At 67.6% G+C, this 21644-nt stretch carries 17 protein-coding genes and 2 pseudogenes; 12 read left to right on the top strand and 7 right to left on the bottom strand.

What is annotated here, in order from left to right:
* Nucleotides 1-43: 43 nt before the first annotated feature.
* From ACEOAB_RS05690 to ACEOAB_RS05645, 10 genes and pseudogenes are all read left to right on the top strand, one after another.
* Nucleotides 44-1081 carry a bifunctional riboflavin kinase/FAD synthetase gene (locus tag ACEOAB_RS05690; protein ID WP_056586362.1) on the top strand — a complete coding sequence of 346 codons (1038 nt, stop codon included), beginning with the start codon at nt 44-46 and terminating at the stop codon, nt 1079-1081.
* A gap of 131 nt (nt 1082-1212) precedes the next feature.
* Complete coding sequence (gene ileS, locus ACEOAB_RS05685; protein WP_413748421.1) at nt 1213-4065, top strand: isoleucine--tRNA ligase; 2853 nt, start codon at nt 1213-1215, stop codon at nt 4063-4065.
* Nucleotides 4065-4580, top strand: a complete 516-nt coding sequence (gene lspA, locus ACEOAB_RS05680) for a signal peptidase II (RefSeq protein ID WP_413748422.1) — start codon at nt 4065-4067, stop codon at nt 4578-4580. The genes ileS and lspA overlap by 1 nt, the downstream gene beginning before the upstream one ends.
* Before the next feature lie 145 nt (nt 4581-4725).
* Nucleotides 4726-5745: a LacI family DNA-binding transcriptional regulator gene (locus tag ACEOAB_RS05675; protein ID WP_413748423.1), complete on the top strand. Its 1020-nt coding sequence runs from the start codon at nt 4726-4728 to the stop codon at nt 5743-5745.
* Nucleotides 5746-5788: 43 nt separating this feature from the next.
* On the top strand, nt 5789-6799 hold the full coding sequence (locus ACEOAB_RS05670) for an ABC transporter substrate-binding protein (RefSeq protein WP_007830241.1): 1011 nt from the start codon (nt 5789-5791) through the stop codon (nt 6797-6799).
* A 301-nt stretch (nt 6800-7100) separates the two neighbouring features.
* On the top strand, nt 7101-7922 hold the full coding sequence (locus tag ACEOAB_RS05665; protein WP_413748424.1) for an ABC transporter permease: 822 nt from the start codon (nt 7101-7103) through the stop codon (nt 7920-7922).
* 13 nt (nt 7923-7935) lie between these two features.
* Nucleotides 7936-8736, top strand: a complete 801-nt coding sequence (locus ACEOAB_RS05660) for an ABC transporter permease (RefSeq protein WP_413748425.1) — start codon at nt 7936-7938, stop codon at nt 8734-8736.
* Nucleotides 8726-9787 (top strand): annotated as a pseudogene (locus ACEOAB_RS05655) (ABC transporter ATP-binding protein). Before ACEOAB_RS05660 ends, ACEOAB_RS05655 begins: the two are co-directional and overlap by 11 nt.
* A complete protein-coding gene (locus tag ACEOAB_RS05650; protein ID WP_413748428.1) occupies nt 9784-10638 on the top strand; it encodes a phosphodiesterase in 855 nt (284 codons plus the stop codon). The pseudogene ACEOAB_RS05655 and the gene ACEOAB_RS05650 overlap by 4 nt, the downstream one beginning before the upstream one ends.
* 65 nt (nt 10639-10703) lie before the next feature.
* Nucleotides 10704-12365: a Na/Pi cotransporter family protein gene (locus ACEOAB_RS05645; RefSeq protein WP_413748429.1), complete on the top strand. Its 1662-nt coding sequence runs from the start codon at nt 10704-10706 to the stop codon at nt 12363-12365.
* 4 nt (nt 12366-12369) lie between these two features.
* Here ACEOAB_RS05645 and ACEOAB_RS05640 read toward each other — a convergent pair whose 3' ends face one another.
* The 3 genes from ACEOAB_RS05640 to ACEOAB_RS05630 all read right to left on the bottom strand — a co-directional run bounded on the left by ACEOAB_RS05640 (nt 12370) and on the right by ACEOAB_RS05630 (nt 15043).
* Nucleotides 12370-13365 (bottom strand): bile acid:sodium symporter family protein, encoded by a 996-nt coding sequence (locus ACEOAB_RS05640; RefSeq protein ID WP_413748430.1) that lies wholly within the window; start codon nt 13363-13365, stop codon nt 12370-12372.
* 180 nt (nt 13366-13545) lie between these two features.
* On the bottom strand, nt 13546-13947 hold the full coding sequence (locus ACEOAB_RS05635) for a response regulator (RefSeq protein ID WP_413748431.1): 402 nt from the start codon (nt 13945-13947) through the stop codon (nt 13546-13548).
* A gap of 112 nt (nt 13948-14059) precedes the next feature.
* Nucleotides 14060-15043 carry a quinone oxidoreductase family protein gene (locus ACEOAB_RS05630; RefSeq protein WP_413748452.1) on the bottom strand — a complete coding sequence of 328 codons (984 nt, stop codon included), beginning with the start codon at nt 15041-15043 and terminating at the stop codon, nt 14060-14062.
* A 108-nt stretch (nt 15044-15151) separates the two neighbouring features.
* On the opposite strand from ACEOAB_RS05630, the gene ACEOAB_RS05625 reads away from it, so the two are divergent.
* Nucleotides 15152-16060, top strand: coding sequence for a DMT family transporter (locus ACEOAB_RS05625; protein WP_413748453.1), 909 nt, complete (start codon nt 15152-15154; stop codon nt 16058-16060).
* Between the two features lie 116 nt (nt 16061-16176).
* On the opposite strand, the pseudogene ACEOAB_RS05620 reads toward ACEOAB_RS05625, so the two are convergent.
* The 4 genes and pseudogenes from ACEOAB_RS05620 to ACEOAB_RS05605 form a co-directional block, all read right to left on the bottom strand.
* Nucleotides 16177-16971 (bottom strand): annotated as a pseudogene (locus ACEOAB_RS05620) (SDR family oxidoreductase).
* A gap of 10 nt (nt 16972-16981) precedes the next feature.
* Nucleotides 16982-17944, bottom strand: a complete 963-nt coding sequence (locus ACEOAB_RS05615; RefSeq protein ID WP_056586324.1) for a DMT family transporter — start codon at nt 17942-17944, stop codon at nt 16982-16984.
* A gap of 21 nt (nt 17945-17965) precedes the next feature.
* Nucleotides 17966-19579: a gamma-glutamyltransferase family protein gene (locus ACEOAB_RS05610; RefSeq protein WP_056586322.1), complete on the bottom strand. Its 1614-nt coding sequence runs from the start codon at nt 19577-19579 to the stop codon at nt 17966-17968.
* A 16-nt stretch (nt 19580-19595) separates the two neighbouring features.
* Nucleotides 19596-20567, bottom strand: coding sequence for a Bug family tripartite tricarboxylate transporter substrate binding protein (locus tag ACEOAB_RS05605; RefSeq protein ID WP_413748432.1), 972 nt, complete (start codon nt 20565-20567; stop codon nt 19596-19598).
* A 95-nt stretch (nt 20568-20662) separates the two neighbouring features.
* Here ACEOAB_RS05605 and ACEOAB_RS05600 point away from each other — a divergent pair, with 95 nt between their 5' ends.
* Nucleotides 20663-21589, top strand: coding sequence for a LysR family transcriptional regulator (locus tag ACEOAB_RS05600; protein WP_413748433.1), 927 nt, complete (start codon nt 20663-20665; stop codon nt 21587-21589).
* The last annotated feature ends 55 nt before the right edge of the window (nt 21590-21644 follow it).

Below are 21644 nucleotides of genomic sequence, written 5' to 3'. Positions count from 1 at the left end.
CCCATTCGACGGGCGAAAGGCGCTATCAAAAAGATACTCACCGATGCAGGTTTTTCGCGGCTTCCGGCACCCGGGCGTAGCTCCGGCCTGCGCCCTCACGATCGGGAATTTCGACGGCGTCCACCGTGGCCACCAGGCCATGCTGGCGCTGCTTCAGACCGAGGCCCGCCACCGCGGGCTGCCGAGCTGCGTGCTCACCTTCGAGCCGCACCCTCGCGACTATTTCGCCGCCGTCACCAGGAAACCCGACCTGGCGCCGGCGCGCATCGGCACGCTGCGCGACAAGCTGACCGAGCTGGCGGCCTGCGGCGTGGCCCAGACCATCGTGCTGCCGTTCGACGGCCGGCTGGCGTCCCAGTCGCCCGAGGCGTTCATCCAGAATGTGCTGATCGACGGCCTGGGCGCGCGCTACGTGCTGGTGGGCGACGACTTCCGCTTCGGTGCCAAACGGGCCGGCGACTACGCCATGCTCGACGCGGCCGGCGAGGCCCGCGGCTTCGACGTCGCGCGCATGAACAGCTACGAGGTGCATGGCCTGCGCGTTTCCAGCTCGGCCGTGCGCGATGCGCTGGCCGAAGGCCGCATGGCCGACGCCCACACGCTGCTGGGGCGCCCGTACACCATCTCGGGCCACGTGGTCCATGGCCGCAAGCTGGGCCGCGCGCTGGGCGCCTCCGCGCCGGGCAAGGACGACGGTTTTCGCACCCTCAACCTGCGCTTCAAGCACTGGAAGCCGGCCGCCAGCGGCATCTTCGCGGTGCTGGTCCACGGCCTGGCCGACCAGCCGCTGCCGGGCGTGGCCAACCTCGGCGTGCGGCCCTCGCTCGACGCCAACGACGTCAACGCCGGCCGGGTTCTGCTGGAGACGCATTGCCTTGAGTGGCCCTCGCATCTGGGCGCCGAAGGGGCCTACGGTAAAATCGTCCGCGTGGAACTCCTGCACAAACTGCACGACGAATTGCGCTACACCAGCCTCGAGGCCCTCACTGCGGGCATCGCGAAGGATGGGCGCGACGCTCGTGCGTTCTTTGCATCGACCCACGCCGAAACCCACCGCCAGACCACGCGCGATCGAATTTAGCCCTGCACGCACCGTGCTGCCGCCCTTCGACAAGCTCAGGGCGAACGGCTTTACCTTCCGCACCGACGCGCTCCTTTTTTCTCCGGGCAGTTCGGGCCGAGCCTGTCGAAGCCCCTGTTTCGCACCCCAACATGTCTGACGCTGCCACCTCCACCGACTACCGTTCCACGCTGAACCTGCCCGACACCCCCTTCCCGATGCGCGGCGACCTGCCCAAGCGCGAGCCGGGCTGGGTCAAGGAATGGAACGACGAGGGCCGCTACCACCGCCTGCGCGACGCCCGCCACGGCGCCCCCAAGTTCATCCTGCATGACGGCCCGCCCTACGCCAACGGCCAGATCCACATGGGCCACGCGGTGAACAAGATCCTGAAGGACATGATCACCAAGGCGCGCCAGCTCGAAGGCTTCGACGCGCTCTACGTGCCCGGCTGGGACTGCCACGGCCTGCCGATCGAGAACGCCATCGAAAAGCAGTTCGGTCGCAACCTCAGCCGCGACGAGATGCAGGCCAAGAGCCGCGCCTACGCCACGGAGCAGATCGCCCAGCAGATGGCCGACTTCCAACGCCTGGGCGTGCTGGGCGAATGGGACCATCCGTACAAGACGATGGACTTCGCCAATGAAGCCGGCGAGCTGCGCGCGTTCAAGCGCGTGATCGAGCGCGGTTTTGTGTACCGCGGCCTGAAGCCCGTGTACTGGTGCTTCGACTGCGGCTCCTCGCTCGCCGAATTCGAGATCGAGTACGCCGACAAGAAGAGCCAGACCCTCGACGTGGCCTTCAAGGCGCACGAGCGCGAGAAGGTGCTCAAGGCCTTCGGCACCGACCACACGATCCTCGGCGACATCTTCGCCGTGATCTGGACCACCACCGCGTGGACCATCCCGGCCAACCAGGCGATCAACCTGAACCCCGAGCTCGAGTACTCACTGGTCGACACCGAGCGCGGCCTGCTGATCCTGGCCAACTCGCTGGTCGAGATGTGCATGACGCGCTACGCGCTCGACGGCAAGGTGCTGGCCACGGTCAAGGGCGAGGCGCTCGGCGGGCTCGAATTCGAACACCCGCTCTATGACGTCGATGCCGGCTACAAGCGCCTGTCGCCCGTGTACCTGGCCGACTACGCCACCGCCACCGACGGCACCGGCCTGGTCCACTCCTCGCCCGCCTACGGTGTGGACGACTTCAACTCCTGCATCGCCCACGGCGTGGCGTACGACGACATCCTGAACCCGGTCCAGGGCAACGGCAGCTACGCGCCCGACTTCCCGCTCTTCGGCGGCCAGAACATCTGGAAGGCCGTGCCGGTGATCATTGCCGCGCTGCGCGACGCCAACCGGCTGATGACCACCGAGACCATCACCCACAGCTATCCGCATTGCTGGCGCCACAAGACGCCGGTGATCTACCGCGCGGCCGCGCAGTGGTTCGTGCGCATGGACGAGGGCGAAGGCGTGTTCACCAAGGACAAGGCGCCCAAGACGCTGCGCCAGACCGCGCTCGACGCCATCGAAGAGACCAGCTTCTATCCGGAGAACGGCAAGGCGCGCCTGCACGACATGATCGCCGGGCGTCCCGACTGGTGCATCAGCCGCCAGCGCAGCTGGGGCGTGCCGATCCCGTTCTTCCTGCACAAGGATTCGGGCGAGCTGCATCCGCGCACCATGGAAATCCTCGACCAGGCCGCCGACATCGTCGAGAAGGGCGGCATCGAGGCCTGGAGCCGCGTGACGGTCGAGGAAATCCTCGGCGCCGAAGACGCGCCGCACTACACCAAGAGCACCGACATCCTGGAGGTGTGGTTCGACTCGGGCTCGACCTTCTATCACGTGCTGCGCGGCACGCACCCCACGGTGCACCACGACACCGGCCCCGAGGCCGACCTGTACCTCGAAGGCCATGACCAGCATCGCGGGTGGTTCCATTCGTCGCTGCTGATCGCCTGCATGCTGGAAGACCGCGCGCCCTACAAGAGCCTGCTCACGCACGGTTTCACCGTCGATGCCAAGGGCATCAAGATGAGCAAGTCGCTCAAGAACGGCATCGATCCACAAGAGATCAGCAACAAGCTGGGCTCGGAAATCATCCGCCTGTGGGTGGCAGCGAGCGACTACTCCGGCGACATCGCGGGCGACGACAAGATCCTGGCGCGCGTGGTCGATGCGTACCGCCGCATCCGCAACACGCTGCGCTTCCTGCTCGCGAACACGAGCGACTTCGACATCCAGAAGGATGCGGTGCCGCTCGACCAGCTGTTCGAGATCGACCGCTATGCGCTCGCGCGCGCTTCGCAGTTCCAGGCCGAGATCCTCGCGCACTACAAGGTGTACGAGTTCCACCCGGTGGTGGCCAAGCTGCAGATCTACTGCTCGGAAGACCTGGGCGGCTTCTACCTCGACATCCTGAAGGACCGCCTCTACACGACGGCCCCGGGCTCGCTGGCGCGCCGCAGCGCACAAACCGCGCTGTGGCACATCTCGCAAGCCATGCTGCGCTGGATGGCGCCGTTCCTGAGCTTCACGGCCGAAGAGGCCTGGAAGATCGTGGGCACGGGCAAGCCGGGCGAGTCGATCTTCGCGCAGACCTACAGCCAGTTCCCCGCACCTGACGAAGCCCTGCTCGCCAAGTGGACGCGCATCCGCGAGATCCGCGACGCGGTGAACAAGGACATCGAAGCCGTGCGCGCCGAAGGCAAGGTCGGCTCGTCGCTGCAGGCCAACCTGCAGCTGACGGCACCGGCCGACGACTTCGCGCTGCTGGACACGCTGGGCGAGGACCTGAAGTTCGTCTTCATCGCCTCGGCCATCGAACTGGCTGCCGGTGGTGATGCGCTGTCGACGGTGGTCACGCCGAGCGCCGCGCAGAAGTGCGAGCGCTGCTGGCACTACCGCGACGACGTGGGCCACGACCCGGCGCATCCCACCATCTGCGGCCGTTGCACGAGCAACCTGTTCGGCGCCGGCGAATCGCGGAGCGTTGCCTGATGGCGGCGGCACGTTCCATGTCGGCATCGCGTTCACGCGGCGGCAGCAGCATCTGGCCCTGGCTCGGGCTGGCGGTGATCATCGTGATCATCGACCAGTTCACCAAGACGCTGATCCTGGGCTACTACAAGCTCGGTGACGCGACCTATGTGACGAGCTTCTTCAATGTCGTGCGCGCGCACAACACGGGGGCGGCTTTCTCGTTCCTGGCGGATCACTCGGGGTGGCAGCGCTGGCTGTTCACCGCCATCGGCGTGGCGGCTGCTGTGTTCATCGTTTGGATGCTGCGCTCGCACGCCGGGCAGAAGCTGTTTTCGTTTTCGATGGCCTGCATCCTGGGCGGCGCCATCGGCAACGTGGTCGATCGGATGATGCACGGCTATGTGGTGGACTTCCTGAGCTTCCACGCCGGCAACTGGTACTTTCCTGCTTTCAACGCCGCGGACAGCGCCATCACGCTGGGCGCCATCTGCCTGATCCTGGACGAGATCCGGCGGGTTCGCCGGGGCAAGTAACTTTTCTCAGGGGGCCTACGGGCCCCCTTCTTATTTGGGCCGGCCCTCTCGCGAAAGTCCGAGGGTTTCTCCCCGCTTTCTCGCAATGTCATAACAAAGTCATACTGCGGCGGTCCAATGTAATCGATTACATGAACACCGCACGATGAGCATTCAAGCCGTTGCAGCCAAAGCCGGGGTCTCCGTGGCCACCGTGTCGCGGGCCTTCAACTTTCCCGACAAGGTGACGCCCGTCACCCGCGAACTCGTGGAGCGCGTGGCGCGGGAGCTCAGCTATGTGCCGAACGCCAGCGCGCGCACGCTGCGCACCCAGCGCAGCCGCGTGCTCGGCGTGGTGCTCCCCACACTGCTCAACCCGACCTTCGCCGAGTGCCTGCAGGGCATCGCGCGCGCGGCCATCGCGGGCGGCTACGCGATCATTCCCGTCACCACGGGCTACCGGCTCGATGAAGAAGAACGCGCGGTGCAACTGCTGCTGGCCGGCAATGTCGACGGGCTGATCCTCGTGGTGTCGAATCCTTCGACGTCGGCCGCGCTGCCCCGGCTCCAGGTGGCGGGGGTGCCTTACGTGCTGGCCTACAACCGCCATGCGGACCATCCCTGCGTGTCGGTCGACAGCGAAGGCGCCGTGGCCGATGCGGTCGCGCGCCTCGTGCTGCTGGGCCATCGCCGCATCGCGATGGTCAGCGGCACGCTCGCCGCGTCGGACCGTGCGCAGCAGCGCTATCGCGGCTACCGCAAAGGCATGGCCGAAGCCGGGCTCGCCGCGCCCGCGCTGATCGAAGTGCCCTTCGTCGAAGCCGCGGTAGATGCGCTCTCGCGCCAGCTGCAGGCGCGCCGCCGCCCCACCGCGCTGATCTGCTCGAACGATCTGCTGGCCATCCGCAGCATCCGCGCCGCGCACTTGAGCGGCCTCGCGGTGCCCGACGACCTCAGCGTGGTCGGCTTCGACGGCATCGCGCTCGGCGAAGACCTAACGCCTGCGCTCACCACCATCGCGCAGCCCAACAGCGACATCGGCCGCCACAGCGTCGAGCTGCTGATCCCGGCCATCGCCGGGGGCGCGACGCTGCAGCCCGACGCGAGCCTGCTGCTTCCCCATGCCTTCCGAGACGGCGAGTCGTGCGCTTCGGCGCGCGAGGACAACAACGCCGCGATTCCCTGACCTCCCCTCGTTCTCCGACCACATTCATCCAAGGAGTCCCACCATGTCACTTCGCTTCAACCGCCTGGCTCGTCTCGGCATCCTGGCCGCCGCGCTCGCCGCCGGCAGCGCCATGGCCCAGACCGCCATTTGCTACAACTGCCCGACCGAATGGGCCGACTGGGGCACGCAGTTGAAGGCCATCAAGGCCAAGACCGGCATCACCGTGCCGGCCGACAACAAGAACTCGGGCCAGTCGCTCGCGCAGCTGGTCGCAGAGAAGGCCAGCCCCGTGGCCGACGTCACCTACCTCGGCGTGACCTTCGCGGTGCAGGCCGCGAAAGACGGCGTGGTCGAGCCCTACAAGCCCGCCGCGTGGAAAGATATTCCCGACGGCCTGAAGGACCCGGCCGGCAACTGGTTCACCATTCACTCGGGCACGCTCGGCTTCATGGTCAACGTCGACGCGCTCAAGGGCAAGCCGATCCCGAAGTCGTGGGCCGATCTGCTCAAGCCCGAGTACAAGGGCCTGATCGGCTACCTCGACCCGGCCTCGGCCTTCGTGGGTTACGTCGGCGCGGTGGCGGTGAACGAGGCGCGCGGCGGCACGCTCGACAACTTCAAGCCGGCCATCGACTACTTCAAGGCGCTGCAGAAGAACGAGCCCATCGTGCCGAAGCAGACCTCGTACGCGCGTGTGCTGTCGGGCGAGATCGCGATCCTGCTCGACTACGACTTCAACGCCTACCGCGCCAAGTACAAGGACAAGGCCAACGTCGCCTTCGTGATCCCGAGCGAAGGCACGCTGGCCGTGCCCTACGTCATGAGCCTGGTCGCCAAGGCCCCGCACGCGGCCGACGCGAAGAAGGTGCTCGACTTCACGCTGTCCGACGAAGGCCAGGCGATCTGGGCCAAGGCCTACCTGCGGCCGGTGCGCGCGAGTGCCATGCCGAAGGACATCGAAGCGCAGTTCCTGCCGGCGAGCGAATACGCCCGGGCCAAGAGCGTGGACTACGGGCGGATGGCTGCCGCGCAGAAGGCCTTCTCTGATGAGTATCTGAAGGAAGTGCGCTAAGCCTCGGCGCTCGTTCGGGGCGCGCTCACGCCGACGGGGTACCTTGCTCCGCGAACGTCCCCCGGCCTGCGGCCTCCTCCTTTATTTCGCTGCGCAAGGCACCCCGCCGTCGTGATCGTTCAGAGCACTGGTTTATCGGCGCACACCGGCAGCGTGCCCTCGTGCACAGGGCGTCGGGTGCTCCCCGCAGCGAAATAAAGGAGGAGCGAAGCGGGGGACATTCGCGGAGGGGAGTACCCGGCGGCCTGTGCACGCGCCCTGAACAAATCACCCCGAAACACAACGCGAGGCGATATTTGAGATGAAGTCCGACACCTCCTGGAACCCACGCTGGCGCCTGCTGGCCTGCGCGGCACCCGCGGCCGCCTTCTTCGCGGCCTTCTGGCTGCTGCCGGTCGTGCGTCTTCTCACGCTGCCCGCCGACAAGGGCTGGGCCACCTACTTCGCGGTGCTGACAGACGCGCGCTACCTCACGAGCATGGCCAACACCGTCGCGCTCTCGGTGGCCGTGACGCTGGCCACGCTGGTGCTGGGCGCGGCCGTTGGCATCTACCTCGCGCGCCATGCCTTCGTCGGCAAGCGCGTGCTGCTGTCGCTGCTCACGCTGCCGCTTTCATTTCCGGGCGTGATCATCGGCTTCTTCGTCATCCTGCTCGGCGGGCGCCAAGGCGTGGTGGCCGACCTCAGCGACAGCCTCTTCGGCGAGCGCATCACCTTCGCCTACGGCCTGCTCGGGCTGTTCCTGGCGTACCTGTACTTCTCGCTGCCGCGCGCCATCGCGACCTACGCGGCAGCGGCCGAATCAATGAACACGCAGCTCGAAGAAGCCGCGCGTTCACTCGGCGCCTCGCGGCTTCGCGTAGCGCGTGACGTGTGGATGCCCGAGCTTGCACCTACCACGCTGGCCTGCGGCGCCATCCTCTTCGCCACCTCGATGGGCGCCTTCGGCACGGCCTTCACGCTGGCCAGCAAGTTCGAAGTGATCCCGATCACCATCTACAACGAGTTCACCAACTACGCCAACTTCGCGCTTGCCGCGTCGCTGTCGATCTCGCTGGGCATCGTGACCTGGCTGGTGCTGTTCGTGGCGCGCCGCTTTGGCGCGAATCCCGTCGCACGCTGAGGGCCCACGCACCATGCGAACCAACACCCAGGCCAAAGCGCCCTTCCTGCTCGCCGTCACGGTCATCGTGAGCCTTTTCATGATCGCGCCGATGCTGCTGTCGGTGATGGCCGGGCTGGTCAACAACTACAGCATGGGCCTCAAGAGCGGCCTCACGCTGCGCTGGCTCGGCGAAGTGTGGGAGAACTACGGCGGCACCGTCGGCTGGTCGCTCGCACTGGCCGTGGCCTGCGTCGTCGGCACCGTGCTGCTGGGCGTGCCCTGTGCCTATGCGCTGGCACGCAGCCGCTCGCGCGCGGCACGCGTCTTCGAGGAGCTGCTGACGCTGCCGGTCGCGGTGCCGGGCCTTGCGACGGCGCTCGCATTGATCCTCGCCTATGGCCAGCTCACCGCCTTCCGCCAGAGCTTCGCCTTCATCCTCGTGGGCCACATGGTGTTCACGCTGCCGTTCATGGTGCGCACCGTGAGTTCGGCCTTCCAGCGCGACGACCTGCTCGCACTCGAGGAGGCGGCCCGCTCGCTGGGCGCGAACTTCCGCCAGCGCTTCATGGGCATCCTCGTGCCCGCGGTGTTCCCGGCCATCGTGGCCGGCAGCCTGATGGTGTTCACGCTGTCGGTGGGCGAATTCAACCTCACGTGGATGCTGCACACGCCGCTCACGCGCACGCTGCCCGTGGGCCTGGCCGACAGCTATGCCTCGATGCGCATCGAGATCGGATCGGCCTACACGCTGGTCTTCTTCGCCGTCATTCTTCCGGTGCTGTGGGCTCTGCAGTACCTTGCCAACCTGATGCAGAAACGCCATGGAACTTGAACGCATTCCCATCGATATCGCCAACTGTGCGAAGACCTACGCCGACGGCACGCGCGGCCTGCAGCCCACCGACTTGCACGTGGAAGCCGGCGAAGTGCTGGCGCTGCTCGGTCCCTCGGGCTGCGGCAAGACCACGCTGCTGCGGCTGATCGCCGGGCTGGAATCGCCCGACGCGGGCAGCCGCATCGTGTTCGGCGGGCAGGACGTCACGCAGCGCCCGGTCGAGCACCGCGGCGTGGGCATGGTGTTCCAGAGCTATGCGCTCTTTCCGCAGATGACGGTCGCGGCCAACATCGGCTACGGGCTGCGCATTCGCGGCGTGGCGCCCGATGAAGAAAAGCGCAGCGTCGGCGAGCTGGTCGACCTCGTGCGCCTCGGCGGACTGGAGAACAAGCGCCCCGCCGAGCTTTCCGGCGGCCAGCGCCAGCGCGTGGCCCTGGCGCGCGCGGTGGCCGTGCGCCCGCGCGTGCTGCTGCTCGACGAGCCGCTGGCCGCGCTCGACGCCAAGCTCAAGGAATCGCTGCGCGACGAGCTGGCCGAACTGCTGCGCCGCTTGCACATCACGGCCATCCACGTCACGCACGATCAGCAGGAAGCGCTGGCCATCGCCGACCGCCTCGCCGTGATGCGCGCCGGCCGCATCGTGCAGGTGGGCCGCGGCGAAGACCTCTACCGCGCGCCCGCGCATTCCTTCGTCGCCGAGTTCCTGGGCCGGGTCAACCGGCTGGAGCGCGAGGCCGATGCCATCGCGCAAGGCGTTGTCCGACTCGGAGGGTCAGCCCTGCCCTGCCCGTCGGCGTGGCGGGGCCATGCGACGCTGCTCGTTCGGCCCGAAGACATCGAGGTCGGTGCGCCCCAGCCTGGCTGAGGCGCCGCCACCGTCGAACGCCGCACCTTCCTCGGTGACCGCGTGCAGCTGCACCTGCGTGTTCAAGACCAGCCCGTGCTGATGGCCGACGTGGGGCGGGACAATCCATTCGGACCGGGCGACGCGGTGGGCCTTCACATCCACCCCGACCGCCTGATGACGTCGCAGGAGAACAGCGCATGACGACAACAGCAGAAAACACCTTCCTGGTCCAGCTGACCGACCTGCACATCCGCGAGCCGGGCCGGCTGGCCTATGGCCGCATCGACACCGCGCCGTACCTCGAACGCGCCGTGCAGTCGGTGCTGGCGCTGCGCCAGCAGCCCGATGCCGTGGTCATCACCGGCGACCTGACCGACTTCGGCCGTGCCGCCGAATACGAGCACCTTGCCCGCCTGCTGGCCCCGCTGACCATGCCGGTCTACCTGATGCCGGGCAACCACGACGACCGCGACCAGTTGCGCCGCAGCTTCCCCGGCCACGCCTATCTCGGCACGGGCGCCGACACCGACGGCTTCATCCAGTACTCGGTGCGCGTCGGCGACCTTCGGCTGCTCACGCTCGACACCTGCGTGCCCGGCGCCAGCCATGGCTCGCTGTGCGAGAAGCGCCTGGGCTGGCTCGAAGCGCAGCTGGACGCCTGCCGCGGCGAGCCCGTGGTGGTCGCCATGCACCACCCGCCCTTCGAAACGCTGATCGGCCACATGGACGAGATCGGCCTGCTGCAGGGCGCCGACGCGCTCGAAGCCCTGATCTCGCGCCACCCGAACGTCGAACGCATCATCTGCGGCCACCTGCACCGGGCCATCGACGTGCGCTTCGGCGGCACCATCGCCTCGACCTCTCCGGCGCAAGCCCACCAGGTCTGCCTCGACCTCGGGCCCGACGCCGAATCGGCCTGGACGCTCGAGCCGCCTTCTTTCCGGGTGCACGCCTGGTCCGCGCGCGGGCGCCGGCTGGTCACCCACCTGGCGGCCTCCGGCAGCTTCGAAGGCCCTTATCCTTTCCACGACAACGGAGCCCTGATCGACTGAAGCGCCCGCTTGTGGAAAATGGGGGCGAAACGAACCAAAACGAAAAGGACAGAACCCGCCCCCCCATGAAGCATCTCCTGAATCTGCTGGCGGCCGTGGCCCTGCTGGTGTGGGGTACGCACCTGGTCCGCACCGGTGTGCTGCGCGTGTTCGGCGCCAACCTGCGCAAGATCCTCGTCCAGAGCATGCGCAACCGCTTCACGGCCGCCCTCTCGGGCATCGGCGTGACGGCGCTGGTGCAGTCGAGCACCGCCACCTCGCTCATGACCTCGTCCTTCGTCGGGCAGGGCCTGGTCACGCTGCCGGCGGCGCTGGCGGTGATGCGGGGCGCAGACGTGGGCACGGCGCTGATCTCGGTGCTGTTCTCGGCGGACCTCTCGTGGCTCTCGCCGATGTTCATCTTCGTGGGGGTGGTGCTGTTCATCACGCGTTCAGCCACCGTGGCGGGGCGCGTGGGCCGGGTGCTGATCGGCCTGGGCCTGATGCTGCTCGCGCTGCAGCTGGTGGTGGAGGCTACCGAGCCGCTGTTCTCCTCGCCGGCCGTGCGCGCACTGCTCGCGTCGATCAGCAGCGACGTGCTGCTCGAAATCACCGTCGGCGCGGTGCTGGCCATCGTGGCCTATTCGAGCCTCGCGGTGGTGCTGCTGGTCGCGGCCATGGCCACGTCGAACGTGGTGCCGCTGGACGTGGCGCTCGGCCTGGTGCTCGGCGCCAACCTCGGCAGCGGCCTGCTGGCGGTGCTGACCACGGCCAAGTCGGCCGTGTCGGTGCGGCAGGTGACGGTGGGCAACCTGCTGTTCAAGGCACTGGGCGTGGCCATCGTCGCGCCCTTCATCGGACTGTGGATCCGCTACGTGCAGCCGGAGCTGCCGAACCAGACGCATGGCGTGGTGCTGTTCCACCTGGCGTTCAACGTGGTGATCAGCGTGGGGTTCATCGGCCTCACGCAGTGGGTCGCCAGGCTGGTGACGCGCGTCCTGCCGGTGCCGCAGCAGCCGGCCGGCACCACGCGGCCGCACCACCTCGATCCTTCGGCGCTGTCGACGCCGTCGCTCGCCATCTCCAATGCGGCGCGCGAAGCCCTGCACCAGGCCGACATCGTCGAGACCATGCTGATCGGCACGCTGGACGTGATCCGCCACAACGACCTGAGGCTCGCGCAGGAGCTGAGGCAGCTCGACGACACGGTGGACCAGCTGTACTCGGCCATCAAGTACTACATGACCCGCATCTCGCGCGAGGCGCTGGGCGAGGAGGAAAGCCGGCGCTGGACCGACATCATCAGCTTCACGATCAACATGGAGCAGATCGGCGACATCATCGAGCGCGTGATCATCGATGTGGAAGACAAGAAAATCAAACCGCAGCGCAACTTCTCGCAGGCCGGCATGGCGGAGATCGTCGAGCTGCACGGGCGGCTGGTGGCCAACCTGCGGCTGAGCATGAGCGTGTTCCTGAACGGCAACGTGCGGGACGCGCAGAAGCTCCTGGAAGAGAAGGTGCGCTTTCGCGACCTGGAGCGGGCCTATGCGACGACCCACCTCGACCGGCTGTCGGACCGCACCACGCTGAGCATCGAGACGAGCTCGCTGCACATCGATCTGATCAGCGACCTGAAGCGCATCAACTCGCACATCTGCTCGATCGCGTACCCAATCCTGGAGTCGGCCGGGGCGCTGGCGCCCAGCCGGCTGAGGGAATCGCGGCTCGGGAAGATCGAGGGGTAGCGTCTTACTCGGCGGTCTTCAACAGGGCCGCCTCGCGCCCGCGCCGCGCGTACCGCTGCGCCAGCACGGCGCACACCATCAGCTGCATCTGGTGGAACAGCATCAGCGGCAGCACGATCGCGCCCACCGCGTGAGAGGCGAACAGCACCTTGGCCATGGGTATACCGCTGGCCAGGCTCTTCTTGGAGCCGCAGAACACGATCGTTATCTCGTCTTCGGTGTCGAAACCCAGCTTGCGCGCCAGCAGGGTCGTGAGGCTCAGCGCCAGCCCCAGCACCACCGCGCACACCACCAGCAGCCCGATCAGCGCGTGGGCAGGCACCTGCTTCCACAGGCCCTCGATCACGGCCGCGCTGAACGCCGTGTAGACGACCAACAGGATCGAGCCCTGGTCGACGAACTTCAGCACCGCAGCGCGGCGCTGTATCCACTTGCCGATCCACGGCCGCAGCAGGTGCCCCAGCACGAACGGCGCCATCAGCTGCAGCAGGATGCGGCCGATCGAATCCAGCGACGAGCTCGCATGGCCACCATTCGGCAACACCACGAGATTGACCAGCACCGGCGTGATGAACACGCCCAGCAGGGTGGACGCCGATGCGCTGCAGATGGCGGCGGGCATGTTGCCCCGCGCCATGGCCGTGAAGGCGATCGCCGATTGCACCGTGGCCGGCAGCACGCAGAGATAGAGCACGCCGGTGTAGAGCCCTGGCGTCACCAGTGGCGACAGCAGCGGCTTGAGCGCCAGCCCGAGCACGGGAAACAGCACGAAGGTGCTGCCGAACACCAGCAGGTGCAGCCGCCAGTGCATGAGGCCGTTCATGATCGCCTCGCGCGACAGCTTGGCCCCGTGCAGGAAGAACAGCAGGCCGATGGCAGTGCTCGTGAGTAGCTCGAAGAGATGCCCCAGCTTCCCGCTCGCGGGCAGCAAGCTGGCAAGGGTCACCACCGAGAGCAGCGCGAAGGTGAAGTTGTCGGGAAGGAAGCGGGAGCGGGACATGAATGGAACCTGGGCGCCACGCGCCGCAAGCGCGCAGGCCGACTCAGCAAGGGAATGTGTGATTTCCGCGCATGAATCTCGTCGCCACTTCGCGGAGCCCGGCGCGTGCTCCTCGCGCCCTGGGGGCAATTTTCGGCGAAGCCCGGCATCGCTGCCGGCCGGCGAAGAAATGCCCCCGCCTCAGTGTGCGGCCGGTGAACTGAACTGCGCCTGACGGCGGCGCAGGCAATAGTCCATCAGGTCCTCGATCTCGGTGGCCTTGTCGAAAACGGCATCGGCACCGAGCTGGGCGCATCTGCGCCGCATGTCGGGCGTGGCGAAGTTGCTGAGCACCACGATCTTCTGCGCCGGCCCGCGGTGACGGCACGCCTCGAGCACGCTAAAGCCCGTGCCGTCCTTCAGGAACAGGTCGACGATGGCCAGGTCCCATTGCGACAGGTTGCATGAGAGCCAGCGCGAGGCCTCCTCTTCCGACTCTGCTTCGCCCACAGGATCGACCCGCGCGACCTCGCGCAGCGCGCCCATGAGGTTCTTGCGGATGGTGGGGTTGTCTTCCACGATGAAAGTGCGAACGGTGGTCATGACGGCTTGCCTCTGCGCTGTGCTCACAGCCTACAAACTGCACCCGGCACAAGTCGAAGGTATGACACTCCACGCCGGGTAGGACAAGGCTGGCGCCCCCGCGCCCGCGGATTCAGAGCGTGAGGATCGTGCAGCCGGTGGTCCTGCGCGCTTCGAGGTCGCGGTGCGCCTGCTGCACGTCGGCCAGTGCATAGCGCTGTCCGATCGGAATCTTCACCGCGCCGCTGCGCACCACCGCGAACAGGTCGTCGGCCATCGCCTGCGTGCTTTCGCGCGTGGCCATGTGCGTGAACAGCGTCGGCCGCGTCACGTAGAGCGAGCCCTTGGACGCCAGCGTGCCGAGGTTGATCGGGGGCACCGGTCCCGAGCCGTTGCCGAACACCGCCAGCAGGCCGAAGGGGCGCAGGCTGTCGATCGAGCCTTCGTAGGTGTCCTTGCCGACCGAGTCGTATGCCACCTTCACGCCCTTGCCGCCGGTGATCTCCTTCACGCGCGCCGCGAAGTTTTCGGTGCTGTAGTTGATGGCATGCGCCGCGCCGTGGTCGAGCGCGAGCTTGCACTTGGCGTCGCTGCCGGCCGTGCCGATCAGCTGCAGGCCGAGCGCCCTGGCCCACTGGCAGGCGATGAGCCCGACGCCGCCGGCCGCCGCGTGGAACAGGATGAAGTCACCGGCCTGCAGGCCTTCGGCCGGCAGCGTCTTCTTCAGCAGGTACTGCGTGGTCAGGCCCTTGAGCATCATGGCCGCACCGGTCTCGAAGGAGATGTCGTCGGGCAGCTTGCACACGCACTTGGCGGGCATCACGCGCAACTCGCAGTAGGCGCCGGGCGGCGGGCTGGCATAGGCTGCGCGATCGCCAGGCTTCAGGTGCGTCACGCCCTCGCCCACCGCCTCGACGATGCCCGAGGCTTCCATGCCCAGCTGCAGCGGCATCTGGAACGGGTAGAGCCCGCTGCGCTGGTAGGTGTCGATGAAGTTCAGGCCCACGGCCTTGTGGCGGATGCGGATCTCGCCGGGGCCGGGTTCGCCGACTTCCACGTCGACGATCTTCAGTTCTTCGGGGCCGCCATTGCGGTCGATACGGACGGCTTTGCTCATCATCGTTGCAGTCTCCACGTACAGGAAAAGAAGAGGGAGGGGCATCCTGCCATGTTTGGGTTTCCCGTGGCGGCGCGGGACATCATTGCCCGGGTAGAGTCGGCCGCCATGCAGACTCAGCACCGGCGCCTTGCCCCCTCCACCGTCCTCCTGCTTGTCGTTCCTCCGCTGCTCTGGGCCGGCAATGCCGTGGTCGGCCGGCTGGTGCGAGAGCTGGTTTCGCCGCTCACGCTGAACTTCGTGCGCTGGGTCGTCGCGTTCGCGCTCCTGCTGCCGCTGGCCACGCCGGTGCTGCGCCGCGGCAGCCCGGTGTGGGCGCACTGGAAGCGCTACGCCGTGCTCGGGCTGCTCGGCATCGGCCTGTACAACGCCTTCCAGTACCTCGCACTGCAGACCTCCACACCCATCAACGTCACGCTGGTCGGCTCCAGCCTGCCGCTGTGGATGCTCGCGGTGGGCACGCTGTTCTTCGCCGCACGCGTCAGCTCCCGCGAGATCTTCGGCGCGCTGCTGTCGATGGCGGGCGTGCTGCTGGTGCTCAGCCGCGGCGAGTGGCGGCAGCTGCTCGGGCTGCGGCTGGTGCCGGGCGACCTCTACATGATCCTGGGCACCATCGCCTGGGCCTTCTACAGCTGGCTGCTGGCACGCACGAACGAGCCCAGGGCCCTGCGGCAGGACTGGGCCGCGTTCCTGATGGCGCAGCTGGTGTTCGGCCTCGCGTGGTCGGGCGCGCTGGCCGCCGGCGAATGGACGCTGACACCCGCCCACATCGACCTGGGCTGGCCGCTCATTGCCGCGATGCTGTTCATCGGCATCGGCCCCGCGGTGGTGGCCTACCGCTGCTGGGGCACCGGCGTGCAGCGCGCGGGTCCGCAGGCGGCGAGCATCTTCATGAACCTCACGCCGCTGTTCGCGGCAGTGCTTTCGGCAGCCTTCCTGCGCGAGCCGCCGCACTGGTACCACGGCGCGGCGTTCCTGCTGATCGTGGCCGGGATCGCGGTATCGTCACGGCGCTGATTCAACAACGCCCTCTTCAAGCGAACACCGCGGAACCGGCTTTGCCGGGCCGCTGGTGTTGCCCCCGGTAGGGGGAAGGCGAAGCGACACGAAGTGCGCGAAGCCTGGGGGCGAGCTCAATACGTGCCCGGGTAGGCCCCGCCGTCGGCCAGCACGTTCTGGCCGGTCATGTAGCCGGCCTGCATGCTGCAGAGAAAGGCACAGATGGCGCCGAACTCGGCCGGCGTGCCGAAGCGTCTGGCCGGGATGTTCTTCTTGCGGGCTTCCCACACGGTGTCGAAGTCCTGGCCCGACTTCTGCGCGGCGCCGGCCATCGTGCCCTTGAGGCGGTCGGTGTCGAACGAGCCCGGCAGCAGGTTGTTGATGGTCACGCCCTGCGCCGCGATGGGCGTGCGCGCCACGCCGGCCACGAAGCCGGTCAGGCCGCTGCGCGCGCCGTTCGACAGGCCGAGGATGTCGATGGGCGACTTCACCGAGCTCGAGGTGATGTTGACGATGCGTCCGAAGCCGCGCTTGGCCATGCCATCGACCGTGGCCTTGATGAGCTCGATCGGCGTCAGCATGTTCGCGTCGACCGCCTTGATCCAGGCCTCGCGGTCCCAGTTGCGGAAGTCACCCGGCGGCGGGCCGCCCGCGTTGGTGACGACGATGTCGAAGTCGTGGCCGAGCGCGAACACGGCCGCGCGGCCGGCTTCGGTCGTGATGTCGGCCGCCACGTGCTTGACGAACGCAGCGCCCGATGCACCCGCCGCTTCGGCCAGCTTCTTCGCCGCCGCTTCCAGCGCCTCGGCACCGCGTGCCACGATCACCACGTTGACGCCTTAGCGCACCAGCGCTTCGGCGCAGCCGTAGCCGAGGCCCTTGCTCGCGCCGCATACCAGCGCGGTCTTGCCTGCGATACCCAGATCCATGTTGTCGCTCCTATCGTGCAGGGGCTTCGCGCCCCTTGCGTGTGAAAACGAAGATGCCCGCGATCACGAGCACCGTGCCGGCCGCGATCCACGCGGTGAACGGCTCGCCGAGTATGACCACCCCCATGAGGATGGTCGACAGCGGCCCGATCATGCCGGTTTGCGCGGCCACCGCAGGGCCGATGCGCTCGATGGCCATCATCACCATGAGGACGGGCACCGCCGTGCACAGCGTGGCGTTGAGCACCGACAGCCAGATCACCTCGGGCGCCACCTGCATCGCCGCGCTCATCGGCCTCGTCAGCACGAACTGCAGGATGCACAGCAGGCAAGCCACGGTGGTCGCCAGGCCCACGAGCCTGAGCGACCCGAGGCGCTTGACGAACTCGCCGCTGTAGACCAGATAGCCCGCATAGCTCACCGCGCTCAGGAAGACCAGGAACGCGCCCCAGGCCGCCGCGCCGCCGCCCTTGCCTCCACCGCCGGTCCAGAGTTCGTGGCCGAACACCAGCAGCACGCCGGCATAGCTCACAAGCATACCCAGCACCTGCGGGCGCGTCGGATGGCGCCGGTACAGCAGCCAGCCGAAGAACAGCACCAGCGTGGGGTTGAGATACAGGATCAGCCGCTCGAAGCCGGCCGAGATGTAGGCCAGCCCGGCAAAGTCGAGAAAGCTCGCGAGGTAGTAGCCCGAGAAGCCGAGCCCGATCACGCCGATCCAGTCGCGGCCGGTGAGCGCCGGCTTGCCGCGCCCCGCCCACCACGCCATGAGCGCGAACAGCGGCAGTGCGAACAGCATGCGCAGCATGATGAGCGTCACGGCGTCCACGCCGTAGCGGTACGCGAGTTTGACGATGATGGCCTTGCCGCTGAATGCGATAGCGCCCAGCGTGGCGAGGATCAGGCCGGACGCAACGCCTTTCTTTGCGCCCTGGTGAGGGGGAATGCCGATCGATGCGGCTGTCTTGTTCATTCCCCGATCATCCCTTGATCCTCAGTAGCCTGCAGCGAGACCGTCGCGGCGCGGGTCGCTCGCGGCCACGTAGCCTTCGACCGACGGCTCGCCCGCGCGCCAGATGAACTGGCCGGCGCCGAAGTCCTGGTACGAATCGTCGATCACGTCGAGGTGGTGGCCCAGGTCGCGCAAGCCCTGCACCGTGGCCGGGTTCATCGCGGCCTCGACGTTGATCTCGAGCCCCGCGTTGAAGCGCCAGCGCGGCGCATCGCACGCGGCCTGCGGGTTCTGCCCGTAGTCGAGCATGCGCACCAGCGTCTGCATGTGGCCCTGAGGCTGCATGTTGCCGCCCATCACGCCGAAGCTCATCACCGGCTGGCCGTCCTTCGTGAGGAAGGCCGGGATGATGGTGTGGAACGGCCGCTTGCCCGGCGCCACCACGTTCGGGCTCTCGGCCTTGAGGCTGAAGCCGTGGCCACGGTTCTGCAGGCTGATGCCGAACTCGGGCTCCACGCAGCCCGAGCCGAAGCCCATGTAGTTGCTCTGGATGAAGCTCACCATCATGCCGCGCTCGTCCGCCGCGGTGAGGTAGATGGTGCCGCCCTTCACGGGGTTGCCGGCCTTGAAGTCCTGAGCCTTTTTCACGTCGATGAGTCTCGCACGCGATGCGAGGTAGGCGTCATCGAGCATTTGCGCGGGGGTCACCGTCATCGACGATGGCTCCGACACGTAGCGGTACACGTCGGCAAAGGCCAGCTTCATGGCCTCGATCTGCAGATGCTGCGAGGCGACCGAGTCGACCGGCAGCGAGGCGATGTCGAACTTCTCGAGGATGCCCAGCGCGATCAGCGCCGCAATGCCCTGGCCGTTGGGCGGAATCTCGTGCAGCGTGTGGCCGCGGTAGTCGCGCGAGATCGGCTTGACCCACTCGGGCTGGTAGGCCGCGAGATCGGCCACGGTAAGCGCGCCGCCCTGCTCCTTCGAGAACTTCGCGAGCGCCTCGGCGATCTCGCCGTTGTAGTAGGCCTCGCCCTTGGTGCGGGCGATGGCCTTCAGCGCCCGCGCAGCGGCCGTGAAGCGGAACAGCTCGCCGATCTCGGGCGCACGGCCCCAGGGCAGGAAGGTCTGCGCAAAGCCCGGCTGCGACTGCAGCACCGGCGTGGCCGCGGCCCACTTGCCCTGCACCACCGGCGGCACGAGGTAGCCGCGCTCGGCGATGTCGATGGCCGGCGCGAGCAGGTCGGCGAACGGCAGCTTGCCGAAGCGATCGCTCATCGCGACCCAGCCGCGCACCGCGCCCGGCACCGTGACCGAGTCGATGCCGCGCATCGGCGGCGTCGTGGCGTCAGCGCCGTACTTGGCCTTGAAGTATTCGGGCGTCCAGGCCTTGGGCGCGGGGCCCGAGGCGTTCAGGCCGTGCAGTTCCTTGCCGTCCCACAGGATGCAGAAGGCGTCGCTGCCCAGGCCGTTGCTCACGGGCTCGACCAGCGTCATCACGGCGGCGGTGGCGATGGCGGCATCGACCGCGTTGCCGCCCTGCTGCAGGATGCGCAGTCCTGCCTGCGAGGCCAGTGGATGCGAGGTCGACACCACGTTGCGCGCGAAGATCGGGATGCGGGTGGAGAGGTACGGATTGTTGAAGTCGAAGTTCATGTCGGTGTGCCTTGCCTTATTCGTTGGTGATCTTGCGGTCGACCACGATCTTCTTCCACTTGGCGGCGTCTGCTGCCACCATCTTCGCGAACTGCTCGGGCGTGCCCGGCGCCGCGGACTCGATGCCCAGGCGTGCGAGCTTTTCCTTCACCTCGGGGTCGGCCAGCGCCTCGTTGGCCGCCTTGTTGATTTTCGCGACGATGTCCGCCGGCAGGTTCTTCGGGCCATAGAAGCCGAACCATGTGTTCGACTCGTAGCCCGGCAGCGTATCGGCGATGGGCGGCAGCTCGGGCGCCAGCGGGCTGCGCTTGAGCGAGGTGACGCCCAGCGCGCGCAGACGGCCGTCGCGCACGTGCGGCATGCCGGTGGGCAGCGAATCGAACAGCACGTCGACCTTGCCGCTGATCAGGTCAGGAATGGCCAGCGCCGTGCCCTTGTAGGGAATGTGCGTGACGAACACGCCGGCCTGCGCCTTGAACAGCTCGGCCGTGAGCTGCACGATGGTGCCGTTGCCGCTCGACGCGTAGTTGAGCTTGCCGGGGTTCTTCTTCGCGTAGTCGATCCACTCGCGCACCGTCTTCGCGGGCGAATTCACGGGCACCAGCATGATGCTGGCCGCATCGCCCACGTGCGCGATCGGCGTGAAGTCGCGCACCGTGTCGTAGGGCAGCTTGCTGACGGCCGGGCCGATCGAGTGCGTGCTGGTGGTGGCCAGCAGGATCGTGTAGCCGTCGGGCGCGGCCTTGGCGGCCTGGTCGGAGCCGATGGCGCCGCCCGCGCCGGGCTTGTTGTCGACCACCAGCGTGGTGCCGAGCTTGTCGCCCATCTTCTGCCCCAGCGTACGGGCGAAGAGGTCGGTGGCGCCGGCCGCCGGGAACGGCACGATCAGGCGGATCGGCTTGTTCGGATAGCCCTGCGCGAGGCTGGTGGACGAGGCGGCCACGCCGAGTGCGACGGCAAGCACCTGGAGGAACTGGAGGCGTTTCATGTGCGGGATCTGTGCCTGTGAACGAGAAGTTGATGCTATGCAGCAGCGGCGCATCAAGCCAGATAATTCCGCTTATTCAACTATAAACACTGCTTATGACAAGAAGCACCGCGGAAGAGATCTCGCTGCAGCAGCTGCGGGCGCTGGCGGCGGTGGCCGAGACGGGCAGCTTCACGCTCGCGGCCGAGGCATTGCAGCTCACGCAGCCCGCCATCAGCCACCTGATCAAGCGGCTGGAAGAAGAGCTGGCGCAGCCGCTGGTGGTGCGCGGGCGCCGCATCCGCATGACCAACGCGGGCCAGATGATGGTCGACACGGCGGTGCGGGCGCTGCGGCTGATCGATGAATCCGTGGGCGCCTGCCGCTCGCAATCGCAGCTGCGCGAAGGCCGCATCGTGCTCGCGGTGGGCCACCTCACGGCCGGCGCCCTGCTGCCGCCGCTGCTCGGGCGCTTTTCGCAGAAGCATCCGACGCTCGCGACCACGCTGCTCGACAGCACGGCGGAGCAGATGATCTCGCGCATCCTCTCGCAGGAGGCCGACCTGGGCTTCGGCTCGGACATCGGCCAGAAGCATTCGGAGCTGGCGACGGAGCCGCTGTTCTCGGAGCGCATGGCGCTCTTCGTGCGGGACGACCATCCATTGGCACAACACGCCACGGTCGAGGCCCGGCACCTGGAAGCGCTGCCTTTCATCCACGTCAACCCCGACGCCAACGTGTGGCGCGCCGTGAGCCGCCAGCTCGCAAGCATGGCCAACGTGTACCCGCGCGTGGTGCATCACGTGTCGATGCTGTCGACGGCGTTCGGCCTCATCCAGTCAGGCGCGGGGGTGGCGCTGCTGCCGCGCTACGTGGAGGTGCTGATGCCAGCCAACCTGCGCGCCGTGGGCGTGACGCGGCCCACGCTGGAGTACCCGGTGGTCGCCGTGCGGTTGGCCAAGCATCCGCTGAGCCCGGCGGGGATGGCCTTCCTGGCGATGGCGCGACAGCACATGAAGCCGCCACGGGCGAGCAGGCCGTAGGACATGACCCGGGTTTTGATCGGCGAGCATCAGCAGCGTGCCCTCGTGCGCAGGG

Source organism: Variovorax sp. Varisp53, from assembly GCF_059491555.1.
The sequence above is the reverse complement of the archived record's forward strand: the minus strand, read 5'-3'. Positions and strand labels throughout refer to the sequence as shown.

Excerpts from the sequence above, each read along its gene's own strand:
- ACEOAB_RS05690 (WP_056586362.1), top strand. The coding sequence starts at position 44 with ATGCAGGTTTTTCGCGGCTTCCGGCACCCGGGCGTAGCTCCGGCCTGC.
- ACEOAB_RS05650 (WP_413748428.1), top strand. The coding sequence starts at position 9,784 with ATGACGACAACAGCAGAAAACACCTTCCTGGTCCAGCTGACCGACCTG.
- ACEOAB_RS05645 (WP_413748429.1), top strand. The coding sequence starts at position 10,704 with ATGAAGCATCTCCTGAATCTGCTGGCGGCCGTGGCCCTGCTGGTGTGG.
- ACEOAB_RS05615 (WP_056586324.1), bottom strand. The coding sequence starts at position 17,944 with ATGAACAAGACAGCCGCATCGATCGGCATTCCCCCTCACCAGGGCGCA.
- ACEOAB_RS05665 (WP_413748424.1), top strand. The coding sequence starts at position 7,101 with ATGAAGTCCGACACCTCCTGGAACCCACGCTGGCGCCTGCTGGCCTGC.
- ACEOAB_RS05605 (WP_413748432.1), bottom strand. The coding sequence starts at position 20,567 with ATGAAACGCCTCCAGTTCCTCCAGGTGCTTGCCGTCGCACTCGGCGTG.
- ACEOAB_RS05600 (WP_413748433.1), top strand. The coding sequence starts at position 20,663 with ATGACAAGAAGCACCGCGGAAGAGATCTCGCTGCAGCAGCTGCGGGCG.
- ACEOAB_RS05670 (WP_007830241.1), top strand. The coding sequence starts at position 5,789 with ATGTCACTTCGCTTCAACCGCCTGGCTCGTCTCGGCATCCTGGCCGCC.
- lspA (WP_413748422.1), top strand. The coding sequence starts at position 4,065 with ATGGCGGCGGCACGTTCCATGTCGGCATCGCGTTCACGCGGCGGCAGC.
- ACEOAB_RS05660 (WP_413748425.1), top strand. The coding sequence starts at position 7,936 with ATGCGAACCAACACCCAGGCCAAAGCGCCCTTCCTGCTCGCCGTCACG.
- ACEOAB_RS05640 (WP_413748430.1), bottom strand. The coding sequence starts at position 13,365 with ATGTCCCGCTCCCGCTTCCTTCCCGACAACTTCACCTTCGCGCTGCTC.
- ACEOAB_RS05635 (WP_413748431.1), bottom strand. The coding sequence starts at position 13,947 with ATGACCACCGTTCGCACTTTCATCGTGGAAGACAACCCCACCATCCGC.
- ACEOAB_RS05625 (WP_413748453.1), top strand. The coding sequence starts at position 15,152 with ATGCAGACTCAGCACCGGCGCCTTGCCCCCTCCACCGTCCTCCTGCTT.
- ileS (WP_413748421.1), top strand. The coding sequence starts at position 1,213 with ATGTCTGACGCTGCCACCTCCACCGACTACCGTTCCACGCTGAACCTG.
- ACEOAB_RS05675 (WP_413748423.1), top strand. The coding sequence starts at position 4,726 with ATGAGCATTCAAGCCGTTGCAGCCAAAGCCGGGGTCTCCGTGGCCACC.
- ACEOAB_RS05610 (WP_056586322.1), bottom strand. The coding sequence starts at position 19,579 with ATGAACTTCGACTTCAACAATCCGTACCTCTCCACCCGCATCCCGATC.
- ACEOAB_RS05630 (WP_413748452.1), bottom strand. The coding sequence starts at position 15,043 with ATGAGCAAAGCCGTCCGTATCGACCGCAATGGCGGCCCCGAAGAACTG.